Source organism: Vagococcus martis, assembly GCF_002026305.1.
In the GTDB taxonomy this organism is placed as follows: domain Bacteria; phylum Bacillota; class Bacilli; order Lactobacillales; family Vagococcaceae; genus Vagococcus; species Vagococcus martis.
Genome location: NZ_MVAB01000001.1, coordinates 476,428 through 492,290 on the forward strand (window position 1 = coordinate 476,428; position 15,863 = coordinate 492,290).

Sequence of the window (15,863 nt, forward strand, 5' to 3'; positions counted from 1 at the left end):
TAAATAGTTATTCTTTTACTCCACCAATTGTTAATCCACCAACAAAATATTTTTGGAAAAACGGGTAGGTTATTGCTATAGGTAATGTTGAAATAACGACAATCGCCATACGAGCTGACTCACTTGGTAAGGCAGCTAGACCACCGGATATCTGAGCGCTCATTCCTGCATTTTGTGCTAGATAGTCTAAGTTATTTTGAATCTTCATTAATAAATACTGTAATGGAATTAAGTTGTCATTTTGGATATAAAGTAACGCATTAAACCAGTCATTCCAATACCCAAGAGCTGCAAATAAACTAATTGTTGCAATACCCGGTACTGCAAGTGGTAATACAATACGAACAAAAATTTTTAATTCACTCGCGCCATCAATTCTAGCTGATTCGATAATACTATCTGGAACATTTTTTCTAAAAAATGTCCGCATAACCAAAATATTAAATGGCCCAAGGGCTAACGGTAAAATCAACGCCCATATCGTATCTTTTAATTGAAGTAAGTTACTCATTACTAAGTAATTTGCCACCATGCCAGGTACAAATAACATCGTAATTAAAGCAAACAGTGTAAAAAATCGTCTAAATGGAAAATTACTTCTTGAAATTGCATAAGCATATAAACTGGTTATGGTAGCATTTACAATTGTTCCCACAACTGTAACAAAGATGGTTATTCCAAACGAGCGCACAATTTTAGCTGACATATTTCCAGAAAAAATATATTTGTATGCTTCAAATGACCATTCTTTTGGGAAAAAGCTATATCCATTTGCTGTTAATGCCGATTCACCTGTCAGTGAAATAATAATGACAAAAATAAATGGGATTAAACAAGAAATAGCAAATAACGCGATTAAAATACTGAAAAACAAATCCACTTTTGGACTAAAAGCGCGTATTTCAACTTTTTTAACTCTCTTTTTTTCTCTCAAAATTACTCACCTCCATTAGAATAATGCTGCATCTGGATCTAGTTTTCTAACAATTGCATTGGTCCCTAATAATAAGGTACTTCCTACAACTGATTGATATAAACTTGCTGCAGCTGACATCCCAATGTCACCTGTTGCCGTCATACCATTATAAATATAAGTATCCAGCACAGATGTCACTTGATACAATGCACCAGAATTCATTGGAACAGAGTAGAACATTCCAAAGTCTGCTCTAAAAATACCACCAATGTTTAAAATTAATAACACACTCATCATTGGGATAATTTGTGGAATGGTTACATTTTTGATTTGTTGCCACTTGCTTGCACCGTCCACCATTGCTGCTTCATAATACGTTGGATCAATCCCCATAACTGATGCATAGTAGATAATACTGTTGTATCCCAAACTCTTCCATACATTTAAGATAACAAAAATCAATGGCCACCATTTTGGATCAGCATACCAATTAATTGGTGTTTTTCCATTTGATAATAACAAATGATTAATAATACCTTTATCTGGACTTAAGAATGCGTATACAAAATAGGAAATAACTACCCAAGACAAGAAATATGGCAGTAAAGACATCGTATGATAAACTTTTACTGCTCGTTTATTTCTCAACTCACTCATGATAATGGCAAACGCTATGGCAAAAAACAAATTAAATGCTAAAAACACAATATTATAAACCAATGTATTTCTAGTAATTAACCACGCATCACTTGAGGCAAATAAAAATTTAAAATTTTCAAATCCAACCCAAGGACTCTGTTTTAAACTAGCAAAAAAACCATCTGGAGATATTCTAAAGTCTTTAAAGGCAACTACATTGGCCATTACTGGAATATAGAAGAAAAAGATAAACCAAATCATTCCTGGTAAAGCCATTAAAATTAATGCCTTATATCGAACAATGTCAGACCATGTTTTTTTTAATTTATCGCCCATTTGTTTCCCTCCCTCATAACTTATAGACACAGTATAAATCGAAGGATTTATTTTTATAAGAAACAAATTATAGGATTATTTAAACAAATTATAGTTATATTCCATAAAAACATTTCCAAGTAGGTTTTTTTCTTTTTTTATAAACATTATTCACTAAAAATAACTTTAACTGAAAATATTTAACTGTAAATCTATGACAACATCTTTTAATAACTTCATCCCTGCCAAACTATTACCCGATTTATCAAGAGGTGGACTAAATACACCAATCCCATATTTATTTGGGGCAACACCCATCAAACCACCACCAACACCACTTTTTCCCGGTATTCCAACATGAGCTGAAAATTCTCCCGACTCATCATACAAACCAGCAGTTGTCATAACAGACTTCACTAAAGTCGCTGATTCTTCAGATATCAGTCGTTTGTTGTCCCAAGGTTTTACCCCTTTATTTCCTAAAACACTCGCCATCATGGCAATATTTATTGTCGTTACATTTAAAGAACACTGTTTAAAATAAACCTCTAAAATACTTTCCACATCACCTGATAACATGTGATTACCTTTTAAATAATAAGCAAGCGAGCGATTAATATCACCCGTTTTTGACTCTGATTCATAGATTTCCTCATTCAAACTAATACTTTCATCATGACAAATTTCTTTTACAAAAGTCAACAAACGACTAAAACGTGTGTCGGGTGAATCTCCTTTAATCAAAGAGGTTGTTTCAATCGCTCCAATATTAACAAATGGATTGAGTGGATGTTTGTCGTGATTGATTTCCATATTAAGTGGTGAATTAAACGTAAAACCAGTTGCTTCTGTATTGATATGCTCTAATACAGTAGTTAAACCATTATCTTCAATTGCTAATAAAAGTGCTGGAACTTTTGATATGCTTTCAATCGCAAATTTTACTGAAGCATCCCCAGCCGAAATAAGCTCTTTACTTCCGATATGATAAAGAGATACCCCTAATTGGTTAGGATTTACACTGGCTAATGCTGGAATATAGCTAGCATTGGCCCCCATAGAACAATATACTTTATTCTTTGTAATCAATTCATCTAATGTTTCCTCATTCATATTACTCATCTTCTTTCGTATTTTCCTTTATTATGACGAAAAGAAACGAAAAAAAATGTTATTTTTACAAACCTTCTAAGTATTTTTCATAAATCAACTCTAGCTCAACTTAAATAAAAAAGATAGTCTATTAATTTTGATAATAAAACACTGACATTTTCATTAGTTTTTCAATAAATCAGCGTAATCTAAATCCTATATTTAGTTTAAGGAGGAATCATTATGGAAAACCCCATCGTCAAAATCAAACATCGGAATTTACTCGTGGTGACAATTATTATCGGAAGCTTTTGTACTGTTCTCAACCAAATGCTTCTAACCACTGCTTATCCAGATTTAATGAGACAATTTTCAGTATCAACTTCTACCATTCAATGGTTAACAACTGGTTTCCTACTAGTTAATGGTATTATGATTCCACTCAGTGCATATTTGATGAATAACATTCGTACTAAAACTTTATATATTGGCGCTATTTCTCTTTTTCTAGTCGGTACCATTATTTGTTTAATAGCAAATTCATTTGATATGCTTCTACTTGGACGAATTATCCAAGCTATGGGTGTTGGGATTTCACTTCCCCTACTACAAACCATTATGTTGAGTATCTATCCAGAAAACGAGCGGGGAAAAGCACTTGGTATAGCAGGTATTGTTATCGGACTTGCCCCTGCTATTGGACCAACTTTATCAGGTTGGGTGATCGATACTTTTAACTGGCGATATCTTTTTGGGTTACTCATCCCGATTGTCGTATTAGTCATTGTCTTGTCCTTTATTTTTATGCAAGATGTATTACCTCTACATCCATCCAAGATTGATATTCTCTCGCCTGTTTTGTCAACTTTAGGATTTGGTAGTTTACTTTATGGTTTTTCATTAGTTGGCGATCACGGATGGACGGATCCATTAGTTCTCATTCTTTTATTAGCCGGAGCGACACTTGTTGTTCTTTTTAGTCAGAGACAAAAGAAAATCAAAAACCCTTTCTTAAGTATGGCAGTATTCAAATCAAAACTGTTTACCAATACCACCATATTAAGTGGTATTGTCAACATGGCTATGGTTGGAGCAGAAATGGTTCTACCTCTTTATATCCAAAATGTCCGTGGCTATGATCCCTTTCACTCTGGTTTAGTTTTACTTCCTGGTGCACTTATTCTAGGTATCATGATGCCTATTACTGGTAAAATGTTTGACAAATACGGTGCCAAATATTTAGCGATTATTGGCATGAGTTTACTAACATTCGGGACAGCATGTCTATGTACTCTAAATGAAAAAACGCCCATGCATTTTATTACCATTATTTACGGTATTAGAATGCTGGGTGTTGGAATGGTCATGATGCCAGTTACTACTGCCGGCATGAACTCTCTTCCTGATGATTTAATCAGTCATGGTTCTGCGACAAATAACACAGCCAAACAACTATTCAGCTCAATTGGAACAGCGATTCTCATTAGTTTTCTCTCTCAAGCAACACTTAGAGATATGCCACACAAATCCCTATTGTTAACTTCTCCTATCACTTATAAAGCCGACGTGTTATCTGCCACTCTACATGGATATAACATCGCCTTTATTGTAGCAACATTATTTTGTGCGATGGGATTAGCACAAGCGATTTTGATGGGTGTCAATAAATCATTAAACAAAACAAAAAAACCCCAACAATCATAAAAATTGTTGGGGGATTTCAATTATCAATATAATGTTTTGGAAGCATTCAACACAACATAGCAAGTTAAAATAAGGCTTAGTCCGTAATCAACTTCTGTGGCGCTGTTTCGGCGCTTTTTTTATTTTATCTAGTAATCTAATTATACATCACTATGTATAACTAATATACCTTTATTTAGCAAAACTGTTTTTTAAAACAAAAAAAACCCCAACAATCATAAAAATTGTTGGGGGTTTATTTATATTATAATGAGTTAAATGTTTTTACAACATTTTCTACTGTAAAGCCATATTCTTCAATCACTTTATCACCTGGTGCACTTGCGCCAAATTTATCAATACCAATTGATTTACCTGATAAGCCCACATAACGGCCCCATCCAAATGTTGTTCCCATTTCGATTGACACGCGTTTGCTTACAGATGATGGTAACACACTTTCTTTATAAGCTACATCTTGTGCGTCAAATAATGTAGTCGATGGCATTGAAACAACTGACACATCCACGCCTTCTTTTTCATATAACGCTGCTTGTGCATCCATCGCTAATTTCACTTCTGATCCAGTCGCGATTAAAATACCATCTGGTGTGTCACGTCTTGATGGTGACAATACGTATGCACCACGTGCCACGCCTTCATAGGCTTTTTCTTTTGTTCCTTCAAGAACTGGTAAGTTTTGTCTTGATAAAGCTAAAACAGTTGGTGTTTCTGTTGAAGTTGCAGCCAATTTCCATGCTGCTGATACTTCATTCCCATCAGCTGGACGAATTAAGTTTACATTTGGCATACCACGTAAACTTGATAATTGTTCGATTGGCTCATGCGTTGGTCCATCTTCACCAACTGCAATTGAATCATGTGTTAACACAAATGTTACTGGTGCTTTTTGAATCGAAGATAAACGTAACGCTGGACGTAAGTAATCAACGAATACAAAGAATGTTCCACCATACACACGTGTTCCACCATGTAATGAAATACCATTCATCGCTGCTGCCATACCAAATTCACGAACACCAAACCAAATATTACGGCCTTCATATTGTCCTGGTTCAAAATCTTTTTCAGCTGCTACCATGGTATTATTTGATGATGATAAATCTGCAGATCCTCCCCAGAATGATGGAATTTCTTTAGATAATACTTGAATGGCTTCTTTGCTTGTCACACGACTTGCAGCACTTTCACCAAGTTCGTATGTTGGTAAAACAGATTCCAAATCAACTGTCACGTCACCTTTGAAGGCTTCTTCAAATTGTTTCGCTAGTTCTGGATAAGCTGCTTTGTAATCAGCAAATAGTTTTTGCCACTCTGCTTCTGCTTTTTCACCTTTTTCTACCATATCAGCGTGGAAACGTGTTGCCACTTCTTCTGGTACAGTAAATGCTGGGTAATCCCAACCGTAAGATTTTTTAGCAAATGCCACTCCTTCAGCTCCAAGTGGTGCACCATGTACTTTATTTGTTCCTTCATTTTCAGCACCAAAACCAATCACAGTTTTGACTTCAATCATGGTTGGTTTCGCTGTTTCTTTTTGTGCGGCTTCAATAGCATTTGCGATTTCTTCTAAATCATTGCCATCTTTTACTAAAATATGTTGCCATCCTGATGATTCAACACGGCCCTTTACATCTTCAGTAAATGATTTATCTAATGGTCCATCTAAAGAAATATCATTTGAATCATATAAAACGATTAATTTACCAAGTTTCAAATGACCAGCTAAACTGATTGCTTCTTGAGAAATACCTTCCATTAAATCACCATCACCACATAAAGCATACGTGTAATGGTCAACAATGTTAAATTTATCTTTGTTATATGTTGCAGCGAGGTGCGCTTCTGCCATCGCAAACCCAACACTCATTGCAATCCCTTGACCTAATGGACCAGTTGTTGCTTCAACGCCATCTGTATGATGTACCTCTGGATGTCCTGGTGTTAAACTATCCCATTGACGGAATTTTTTTAATTCCTCCATTGGTAAGTTATAACCTGACAAATGAAGTAAACTATAAAGCATTGCTGAACCATGTCCTGCAGATAATACAAAGCGGTCGCGGTCTGCCCATTGTCTTGATGTTTTAGGATTTACCTTTAAGAATTTTGTCCAAAGAGTGTAAGCCATTGGTGCAGCTCCCATTGGTAATCCTGGATGTCCTGAATTTGCTTGTTGAATCATGTCTAAACTAAGTGTACGAATCGTATTCACGCCTAGTTGATCAGTTTGATCAAATAACATATAACGCCCTCCTATTTAGGTTTTATTTACCTTTATTACATTCTACATCGAATATTTTATTTTTACAAGCGTTTTTATAGAAATAAAAACATAAGGTTATCTATCATGTAAACCTTTTTCTTTTTGAATTTGTTTTAATTTTTCAGGCGTAACATCTGTTCCTTCTTCATCAACAACTTTCATTCCTTCAATATGATTTCTCATACCTTTTCTAAAACTATCTAAATATTCTTCTCGCAATAATTGTTGCTCTTTTTTTTCAACGTCTGTTAATCCTTCTGTTGTTTTTGATTTGTTTGCTAATTCGTTTATTCTTGCTAATTTTTTTTCACTTAACATGAGTGTAAACCTCCTTAAAGTTCTAATTAAATAGTATCTTAAAAGGAATAAAAAAACAATTAATTGTAACAAAAAAGTGCGAACATGCGTTTGATTTTAATAAAAATTTATGTTACACTCGAAAAAAAGGAAATGAGGTATCATTATGTCAACTAAACGTTCTTCTAGACAATTAGACGTTTTAAAATACATACACGAACAAGTTGAAGAAAAAGGGTATCCTCCAACTGTTAGAGAAATCGGAACAGCTGTCAACCTTTCATCAACGTCAACCGTTCATGGGCATCTTTCTCGTTTAGAAAAAAAAGGCTTGATTAGTCGTGACCCTACTAAACCAAGAGCTATTGAATTAACAAGCGAAGGATTAAAAATGATTGGTATCAACTCACCTTTCATTCCAATGTTAGGTGTAGTAACTGCCGGCGAACCAATTTTAGCTGTTGAAGAAGCATCAGACTTTTTCCCACTACCACCTGACTTAAAATATGAAGAAAACAGTTTATTCATGCTTACGATTCGTGGTGATAGTATGATAAACGCTGGCATATTCGATGGTGATCATGTTATTGTCAGAAAACAATCGTCAGCTGTTAATGGTGACATCGTCATTGCCATGACAGATGAAAACGAAGCAACATGTAAGAGGTTTTTTAAAGAAAAAAATCATATTCGTTTGCAACCAGAAAATGACACAATGGAACCTATCATATTAAGCAATGTCTCAATTTTAGGCAAAGTTGTCGGCCTTTATAGAAATCATATTTAATAAAGCATGATGTTATGCTTTATTTTTTTCTTTACAAAGAGAACGGATGTTTGTATAATAATTTTATGAATAAGAACGCACGTTCGTAAAAATTAAAGGAGTGTTTGTATGTTTGCTATTAGACGATATGCTTTAATCTTAATTGTTTTAATTATTGGAATTATTTTAGGTACTTTAGGACTAGATGTGGCACTGATTATTTTGACTCCTCTTGTGTTACTTTGGTTAATGCTTTGGGATGAGAAAAGTTATAAACGTTCGCAACAAAAAAATCACCATCTGTCTTATAAAAAATAGTCATTGCTTTTTATAGATGATTCATCTAACCTTAACTTAAAAGAAAGGATGATACGTTTGTCAAAAGAAACAATTGAACTAACTCGTGAATTAACCAATATACCTTCTCCAACTGGAGATACATCAACCATTATTGATTTTATTTATCATGAAATGACTTCTTATGGTTATGAACCAACTATTAATAATAAAGGCAGCCTAATTATCACTGTTCCAGGTAAAACTTTAGATAAAGAGAGATTTATTACGGCTCACATTGATACATTAGGTGCAATGGTTCGTGCGATAAAACCAGATGGACGATTGAAACTTGATTTAATTGGCGGATTTAACTTTAATGCCATTGAGGGTGAATATTGTACGATTCACACGCAAGAAAATAAAACTTACACGGGAACCATCTTAATGCATCAAACGAGTGTCCACGTTTATAAAGATTCAGGAACAGCAAAACGCGACCAACAAAACATGGAAGTAAGAATTGATGAAAAAGTTTCTTCTAAAGAAGATACAGAAAATTTAGGTATTCAAGTAGGTGACTTTATTAGTTTCGATCCACGAACAGTGATTACACCTTCTGGATACATAAAATCTAGACATTTGGACGATAAAGTTAGTGCTGCTATTCTAATGAATTTTTTAATTAATCTAAAAGAAACTAATCAAACGCTACCATACACAACTCACTTTTTCTTCTCAAACAATGAAGAAATTGGTTATGGTGGTAACTCTAATATTTCTCCAAATGTTGTTGAATATGTCGCTGTTGATATGGGAGCTATGGGAGACGATCAACAAACAGACGAATACACTGTATCCATCTGTGTAAAAGATGCTAGTGGGCCTTATCATCTTGGTTTAAGAAATCATTTTGTTTCTATTTGTAAAGAAAAAAATATTCCTTATCAACTTGATATCTATCCATATTATGGAAGTGATGCCTCTGCAGCTATGAGAGCTGGAGCAGATGTGAAGCATGGATTAATTGGAGCAGGGATTGAATCTAGTCATGCTTATGAAAGAACACATAAGGAATCAATCCAATCTACTGAACACCTAGTATCAGAATACTTATTTAGTTCTTTGTCATAATAAAAAAACAAACTCATAGAGTTTGTTTTTTTATATAAAACTATTTCACTTGACCTTTTCTTGTTTTCGTCGTATGGTTAGTTCATAAGCTTATATTATAGTGTGGTTTTTTAGCCATGATGAGCAGGCAATATATGGGTTGCTTAAGTCCTTAGTCTCCATATTTAACTTAGTAATTAGTATTTAATTGTTAAGATTGCCTCAAAAGGTATAATATAGTCTTATCGTTCGTTATTGATATGTTTAACACGCTTATCAATATCACTAGATTAATCGACTAGCTCATCACAACGATTACGTCTACATGAACTAAATAACGAACTAATTAAGATGTTATATTCTAAAGGAGGAAATTATTTATGTCAGTAGTGTTAAAAGTAGAAGAAAGAGCGACTAGACCAAGATCTATCCGCAGAAAATTAAGAGAAGAAGGTCGTGTACCAGGTGCTGTAAACGGTAATGGTATCCAAAACTTGTCTATCTCTGTAAATGCTCGTCAATTGGAAAAAGATATCCGAGAAAACGGTATGAACGCGGTATATGTACTAGATTTAGACGGTAAAAAAATCAGTACATTATTACATACTTATGAATTAGATACATTTACTAAATCTTGGGTTCATGTTGAATTCTTAGCTGTAGATATGTCTCAAGAAACTGAAGTTGAAGCAGAATTGTCACTTGTTGGTACTCCTAAAGGGGTTAAAGCTGGTGGTGTTCTTGAACAAAACTTATACACTGTAGTTGTTTCTGCAACTCCTGATAAATTACCAGAACGTGTTGAAGTTGATATTACTAACTTAGAAATTGGTGATTCTTTAGTAATTGCTGATATTCCAAAACATGAAGAATTCTCTATCGTAACAGATGCTGAAGAACAAATCTGTTCTGTATCTGAAATGTCAGCTGCTGTTGAAGAAGATGCTGAAACAGCTGAAGCTGCTGAACCAGAATTAGTTAACGCTAAAACTGAAGAAGACTAATTTTACCATAATGCAAACTGGACTTTTATAAGTCCAGTTTTTTTATACCTTAAGAGATTACTAAAATTAACAAATATCCCCTACTCTTTTGTTCTTTGTATGATAAAATACTTAGTGAATTACTCTTATTTAAAAGAAAGTAGGTTAATTGTATGGTTGGTATAGATAAAATAAATTTTTACACTCCAAATACGTATATCGATTTAGAAGAATTGGCAAAACATCGAGGCGTTGATCCCGCAAAATTTACAATAGGTATTGGTCAATCTAAAATGTCAGTCCCACCTATTAGTCAGGATACTGTCAGTATGGCAGCTAATGCAGCCTACCCTCTACTTACGGATAATGATTTAAATAACATAGATTTAATTGTCGTAGGTACAGAAACAGGTGTTGATGAGTCTAAGTCTGTTGCCTCATTTATTCATGATTTGTTGGGCATCCATCCTTTTGCTAAATCCGTTGACTTGAAACAAGCATGTTTTGGTGCAACTGCTGGACTTATGATGGCTGTTGATTTTGTAAGATTACATCCTGATAAAAAAGCCCTAGTTATTGGGTCTGATATTTCAAGATACGGTCTTAATAGTTCTGGAGAAGTAACACAAGGTGCTGGAGCAGTTGCCATGATAGTGAGTTCTAATCCAAAAATTATTGAAATCGAAGAAACTTCTGTATCAATGACAAAAAGTATTTTTGATTTTTGGCGCCCAAACTATTCTAAAACTGCCATTGTAGATGGAAAATTCTCAAATGAAGCGTATATTTCTTTTTTCAGTGATTTATGGGAAGAATACTCTAAACGTACTAATCTGTCACTAGAAGATTTTTCTGCTTTTTGTTTCCATTTACCTTATACAAAAATGGGGAAAAAAGCTTTACTACCACTTTTAGAAAAAGAAGAACCAAAAAACAAAGACTTATTACTAGAAAACTACCAATATAGCACAACCTACTCTCGTGATATCGGAAACATTTACACTGGTTCATTGTATTTAAGTTTTATGTCCTTGATTGAACATGCGTCATCTTCTCTTAACGCAACTGATCGCATTGGTTTCTTTAGTTACGGTAGTGGTGCTGTAGCAGAAATATTTACCGGCAAATTAGTTGATAATTTTAAAGATTCTTTATTAGCGGCTGAACATGAAAAACTACTAACCAATAGAATAGATTTATCTATCGAAGACTATACGACGATGTTTAATGAAGAATTAAGCATTGATTCAGATGGTAATCATTTGTTTAATCAAGATAAAACAGACAATGGCGTCTTTTTCTTTAAAGGTACTGATAATCATCAACGTCTATACGGTAAAAACTAAATTGCAAGGAGAGTATTTTAGTGACGAATTTATTTAATAAGTTTTATAAGAAAACACGAGATGAAAGACTCTCTATCTTACTTAGTGAGCATTATCTAGACGACGAAGACTATTGCTTGTTTAAAACTAATTCACCTTTAGATAATGACGTGGCTAATTCTCTAATTGAAAATCAATTAACTCAATTTCCACTTCCTTTAGGTGTTGCACTGAATTTTCTGATTGATGGTGAAGAAAAAATCATTCCAATGGTTGTTGAAGAACCTTCTGTTATAGCTGCTTGTAGCAATGCTGCTAAATTAGCTAGACCAAATGGTTTTAAAACATCTATCGAAACTTATTTGAAACGTGGGCAAATTATCTTAACAGGCGTAACGAATCCAAATGACGCTGAAAAGCTAATTTTGTCACAGTTTGATAAAATTAAAGAAGTCGCAGATAAAGCTCACCCATCAATCATAAAACGTGGTGGTGGGTTAAAAGAGATTACTTGCGACATTTTTGAATCTGAAAACGACAATGATACATTTTTAACTGTCTATTTATTAATAGATGTCCAAAAAGCTATGGGAGCGAATATTATCAATACCATCCTTGAAGGTGTCACTCCATTTATTGTTGATTTAGTCGGTGGTGAAGCACTGATGTCTATTTTGAGTAACTACAACACCGAGTCTCTTGTCACTTCGACTTGCTCGATTCCTTTTAATAAACTTGGGAATCAAACAACTAGTGGAAAAGACATTGCTCAAAGGATTGAAAAAGCCACACAATATGCCAACCTCGATACATATCGTGCCGTCACTCATAATAAAGGTATCATGAATGGGGTTGATTCTGTTGTTATTGCAACGGGAAACGATCCGCGTGCTGTCTCTGCTGCTGCTCATGCATATGCTAGCAAGAATGGCGCATATCAAAGTATGACAGAATGGCACGTGCAAGATGAGTATTTAGTTGGAAAACTGACTTTACCGATGTCAATTGGTAGCGTGGGAGGAGCTATTTCAGTTCTTCCTATGGCACAAGCAAATTTGAATATGATGTCTATATCAACGTCTGAAGAACTTGCTAGAATAATTGTTTCAGTAGGTCTTGCTCAAAACCTTGCCGCACTGAAAGCACTGGTTAGTGATGGTATTCAAAAAGGGCATATGACATTACATGCAAGCTCTCTAGCTATACAAGTTGGCGCCACAGGGGATGAAATAGAACTAGTCACAGAAAAACTAAGACAGTCTCCCCATATGAATACCCAAACAGCCACAGATATTTTAAACCAGTTAAGACAAAAATAAAAGAGGCTGACCCAAAAGTCTTAAACATAGAAAAATCCCATGAAATCAGCTTATTAAAACACTGACTTCATGGGATTTCTATTTTGTTAGTTTAGTTATTTTCATTTAAAAAGTTACTTTTGGGTCAGCCTCTTTTAAATTATAATAAATGATTATCTTTTAATAACTCTTCGACAAATGTACCTTGAATTTTTTTCAGTTCATGTTTTTCAACTTTGCTCATTAACCAAGGTACTTTTATTTCAGGGAGAGTTTTCTTATCTGTTAAGTAATAAGTCGCACGAAGTAACGTACGGATGTCAAATGCTGATGCGAATACTTCAGGTACACCTCTATCAACGTCCATTAATTCGTACACAGCTTCCATCGCTGTTCTAACTGAATACTCTGTCGTAAAGACTGTGTCTCGTTTAGTTTCTGCAAAATTCCCAATGAAGGCTATATTTTTAGAGCCATTTGGGACAACTAATGGTCTATCACCATTTGCTCTTGGCATAAAGTAAGACGTAATAAATGGCATGTAAGTTGGGACAACATTGACAGAATTTTTAGCTAAATCATCAATTTTTTCAACAGGTACCCCAATATGATACAACCATTCTTTCGCTATTTCTTCACCAGTACATGAGGTAATTGGTTTTTTCACATAATTTCCATCTTTGTTTGAACACAATGCGTAAAACCAAATAACTAACTCATCTTTAGGTTGTTTTTTAAAGTGTGGTTGACGATTAATAGTGTAACTTTGACGCCAATTTGAATCTTCAGAATACACAATCCCACCTGTTACAACTCGACCTGAATAAGGATCTCTTTTACTGATATTTTCAAGATATGGTGCTATTTTTTTATCTAATGTTGTGATTGTAGCAGACACTACCCAACTCTCACTTGGTAAATTTTCACAGAATTTTTCCGGGCGACCAAACTCGTCACATTGTTCTGCTAATTTTTTCCATAGATTCCAACTGCCACCAAGGTCCTCTGCACTTGGAATTGGCGCTGGTGTTGTTTGTGTACCATAAGTTGAACTTTCAGTGATTGAACCATTTGTTACAAACACTAAATCGTCTTCTTTTAACTCGATTGTTTGTTCTTTACCGTCTACTATTAATTCTAATTTTTCAGCTATTTTTTGATTGTTAGCACAATTCACAATGATATTATCAACTTTTGTATTGTATTGGACTGTCACACCTTGCTCAGTTAAATAGTCAACTAATGGCATCACTAGAGACTCATACTGATTGTATTTGGTGAATTTCAATGCACTAAAATCCGTTAAGCCATCAATATGATGAACAAAACGCATTAAATAGCGTCGCATTTCCATTGCTGAATGCCAGTTTTCAAAGGCAAACATTGTACACCAATATTTCCAAAAATTCGAGTCAAAAAATTCTTGTGAAAAGACTTCGTCAATTCTTTTATCTTGTAAGTCATCTTCTTTAGTTAAACACAATGAGATAATTTCTTTTAATCCTTTTTCAGTCAATGTAAATTTTCCATCAGTATCTGATTGAATACCTTGGCTATGAATCAAGCGACATTTTGATGAGTTTGGGTCTTCTTTATTTAACCAATAAAATTCATCTAATACTGAGGCATTTTCTACCTCTAACGATGGAACTGAACGATATAAATCCCATAAACATTCAAAGTGATTTTCCATCTCACGACCGCCACGTATAACAAAACCATAGTGATCTTTATCAATCCCATCAAGAGATCCACCTGGAAGTGGTAATTCTTCTAAAATCGTAATTTTGTTACCTGGTAATTGAGCATCTCTGATTAAAAAAGCTGCCGCAGATAATGAGGCTAATCCTGATCCTACTAAATAGACGGCTGAAATGTTATCTGTTCTTTCTGGTTTCTTTGGTCGAGCAAATGCTTCATAATTTCCATTACTTGTATACATTATCATAACCTCCAGTATTTGTTTCTACCCTTACTAAAGACTATTCTAACGCACACAATCTAAAAAAAACTTTTATTTAATGCGTTTAAAATGACAAAAAAGACCATTTACTCCACGAAAGTTAAAATTCTTATAAGAACAATTTGTACGCATTATAAAAATTGACAAAAAGAACGCCAATTATCACAAATTGATAAATTGTCGTCACTTTTTCTGACGATACTATTTTACTTAAATAGGCTCCTAAAAAGCCACCAATAATACCAGCTGGAATGATATAAATAAGTAGGCTTAAATCAAATTGAGAAAATCCGGTACTTACTGAAATCGTGATAACCTTTGATAATTGTGAAAAAAGAATCGTAATAATGGAATATACTGTGGCATCTTTAATGGGCACTTGAAATAGCATCATCAATAGAGCCACATTTAAAGGACCGCCACCTATTCCCAGAAAGCTAGCAATCGCTCCTAAAAATAACCCACATCCTAGAATAGAAATCGTACTGTTTAAGTGGTACCCTTTCCAGTGCTTTTTACTGTATGCGTATGAGAAGAGTAATGTTGCCACAATCAAGATGATTTGAACCAATGAGACAATTCTTTCAGAAGGCATGATACCTACTAGTTTATCTAACCCAAGACTTCCAAAGATACCACCTAAGACAGAGCCAAATGATAACCATAAAGCAAAAGACCAGTTTATTTTAATCCCATTTTGCACTTGCCTAATTGTTGAAACAATCGACATACTTAAAACAGCTACAGTTGAATAAAATGAAATACTTAATACGTCATGAAATCCTAATGTATCAAATAATGGTTTGATAATCACTCCTCCACCCATACCTGATATGGCACCTATGCTATTTGCAAAAATAATAATGAAAAAATAAATCCAACCAACCATGTTTTCCCTCCTAAAAAAGAC

14 protein-coding genes are annotated in these 15,863 nt (G+C 34.3%); 7 read left to right on the forward strand and 7 right to left on the reverse strand.

The annotated features are described in order from the left end of the window. Positions 1-7 precede the first annotated feature (7 nt). From BW731_RS02365 to glsA, 3 genes are all read right to left on the reverse strand, one after another. The gene (locus BW731_RS02365; RefSeq protein WP_079345371.1) at positions 8-934 is read right to left on the reverse strand and encodes a carbohydrate ABC transporter permease; all 927 of its coding nucleotides are present in this window, start codon (positions 932-934) and stop codon (positions 8-10) included. Positions 935-949: 15 nt separating this feature from the next. Next, positions 950-1,891 (reverse strand): ABC transporter permease, encoded by a 942-nt coding sequence (locus BW731_RS02370; protein ID WP_079345373.1) that lies wholly within the window; start codon positions 1,889-1,891, stop codon positions 950-952. A gap of 165 nt (positions 1,892-2,056) precedes the next feature. Then, positions 2,057-2,983, reverse strand: a complete 927-nt coding sequence (gene glsA, locus BW731_RS02375; protein ID WP_079345375.1) for a glutaminase A — start codon at positions 2,981-2,983, stop codon at positions 2,057-2,059. Positions 2,984-3,205: 222 nt separating this feature from the next. Here glsA and BW731_RS02380 point away from each other — a divergent pair, with 222 nt between their 5' ends. Beyond that, entirely contained in the window at positions 3,206-4,666 is a 1,461-nt protein-coding gene (locus BW731_RS02380; RefSeq protein WP_079345377.1) for an MDR family MFS transporter, read from the forward strand. A gap of 244 nt (positions 4,667-4,910) precedes the next feature. Here BW731_RS02380 and tkt read toward each other — a convergent pair whose 3' ends face one another. Next, on the reverse strand, positions 4,911-6,911 hold the full coding sequence (gene tkt / locus BW731_RS02385; RefSeq protein WP_079345379.1) for a transketolase: 2,001 nt from the start codon (positions 6,909-6,911) through the stop codon (positions 4,911-4,913). Between the two features lie 96 nt (positions 6,912-7,007). Further along, entirely contained in the window at positions 7,008-7,250 is a 243-nt protein-coding gene (locus BW731_RS02390) for a DUF896 family protein (protein ID WP_079345381.1), read from the reverse strand. A gap of 145 nt (positions 7,251-7,395) precedes the next feature. On the opposite strand from BW731_RS02390, the gene lexA reads away from it, so the two are divergent. The 6 genes from lexA (at position 7,396) to BW731_RS02420 (ending at position 13,011) form a co-directional block, all read left to right on the forward strand. After that, a complete protein-coding gene (gene lexA, locus BW731_RS02395) occupies positions 7,396-8,016 on the forward strand; it encodes a transcriptional repressor LexA (RefSeq protein WP_079345383.1) in 621 nt (206 codons plus the stop codon). A 108-nt stretch (positions 8,017-8,124) separates the two neighbouring features. Then, entirely contained in the window at positions 8,125-8,313 is a 189-nt protein-coding gene (locus BW731_RS02400) for a hypothetical protein (RefSeq protein WP_071456510.1), read from the forward strand. A gap of 57 nt (positions 8,314-8,370) precedes the next feature. Further along, positions 8,371-9,405, forward strand: coding sequence for a M42 family metallopeptidase (locus BW731_RS02405; protein ID WP_079345385.1), 1,035 nt, complete (start codon positions 8,371-8,373; stop codon positions 9,403-9,405). Positions 9,406-9,764: 359 nt separating this feature from the next. Then, entirely contained in the window at positions 9,765-10,388 is a 624-nt protein-coding gene (locus BW731_RS02410) for a 50S ribosomal protein L25/general stress protein Ctc (RefSeq protein WP_079345387.1), read from the forward strand. A gap of 152 nt (positions 10,389-10,540) precedes the next feature. Then, positions 10,541-11,713 carry a hydroxymethylglutaryl-CoA synthase gene (locus BW731_RS02415; RefSeq protein ID WP_079345389.1) on the forward strand — a complete coding sequence of 391 codons (1,173 nt, stop codon included), beginning with the start codon at positions 10,541-10,543 and terminating at the stop codon, positions 11,711-11,713. Positions 11,714-11,733: 20 nt separating this feature from the next. After that, positions 11,734-13,011, forward strand: coding sequence for a hydroxymethylglutaryl-CoA reductase, degradative (locus tag BW731_RS02420; protein WP_079345391.1), 1,278 nt, complete (start codon positions 11,734-11,736; stop codon positions 13,009-13,011). Between the two features lie 139 nt (positions 13,012-13,150). On the opposite strand, the gene BW731_RS02425 is transcribed toward BW731_RS02420, so the two are convergent. Together BW731_RS02425 and BW731_RS02430 are read right to left on the reverse strand one after the other, a co-directional pair. After that, complete coding sequence (locus BW731_RS02425; RefSeq protein WP_079345393.1) at positions 13,151-14,932, reverse strand: oleate hydratase; 1,782 nt, start codon at positions 14,930-14,932, stop codon at positions 13,151-13,153. A gap of 130 nt (positions 14,933-15,062) precedes the next feature. Beyond that, positions 15,063-15,842 (reverse strand): sulfite exporter TauE/SafE family protein, encoded by a 780-nt coding sequence (locus tag BW731_RS02430; RefSeq protein WP_079345395.1) that lies wholly within the window; start codon positions 15,840-15,842, stop codon positions 15,063-15,065. Between the last annotated feature and the right edge of the window lie 21 nt (positions 15,843-15,863).

Coding starts and splice junctions, on each gene's coding strand:
- BW731_RS02410 (WP_079345387.1), top strand. CDS start 9,765: ATGTCAGTAGTGTTAAAAGTAGAAGAAAGAGCGACTAGACCAAGATCT.
- lexA (WP_079345383.1), top strand. CDS start 7,396: ATGTCAACTAAACGTTCTTCTAGACAATTAGACGTTTTAAAATACATA.
- BW731_RS02425 (WP_079345393.1), bottom strand. CDS start 14,932: ATGTATACAAGTAATGGAAATTATGAAGCATTTGCTCGACCAAAGAAA.
- BW731_RS02380 (WP_079345377.1), top strand. CDS start 3,206: ATGGAAAACCCCATCGTCAAAATCAAACATCGGAATTTACTCGTGGTG.
- BW731_RS02370 (WP_079345373.1), bottom strand. CDS start 1,891: ATGGGCGATAAATTAAAAAAAACATGGTCTGACATTGTTCGATATAAG.
- tkt (WP_079345379.1), bottom strand. CDS start 6,911: ATGTTATTTGATCAAACTGATCAACTAGGCGTGAATACGATTCGTACA.
- BW731_RS02400 (WP_071456510.1), top strand. CDS start 8,125: ATGTTTGCTATTAGACGATATGCTTTAATCTTAATTGTTTTAATTATT.
- BW731_RS02415 (WP_079345389.1), top strand. CDS start 10,541: ATGGTTGGTATAGATAAAATAAATTTTTACACTCCAAATACGTATATC.
- glsA (WP_079345375.1), bottom strand. CDS start 2,983: ATGAATGAGGAAACATTAGATGAATTGATTACAAAGAATAAAGTATAT.
- BW731_RS02390 (WP_079345381.1), bottom strand. CDS start 7,250: ATGTTAAGTGAAAAAAAATTAGCAAGAATAAACGAATTAGCAAACAAA.
- BW731_RS02430 (WP_079345395.1), bottom strand. CDS start 15,842: ATGGTTGGTTGGATTTATTTTTTCATTATTATTTTTGCAAATAGCATA.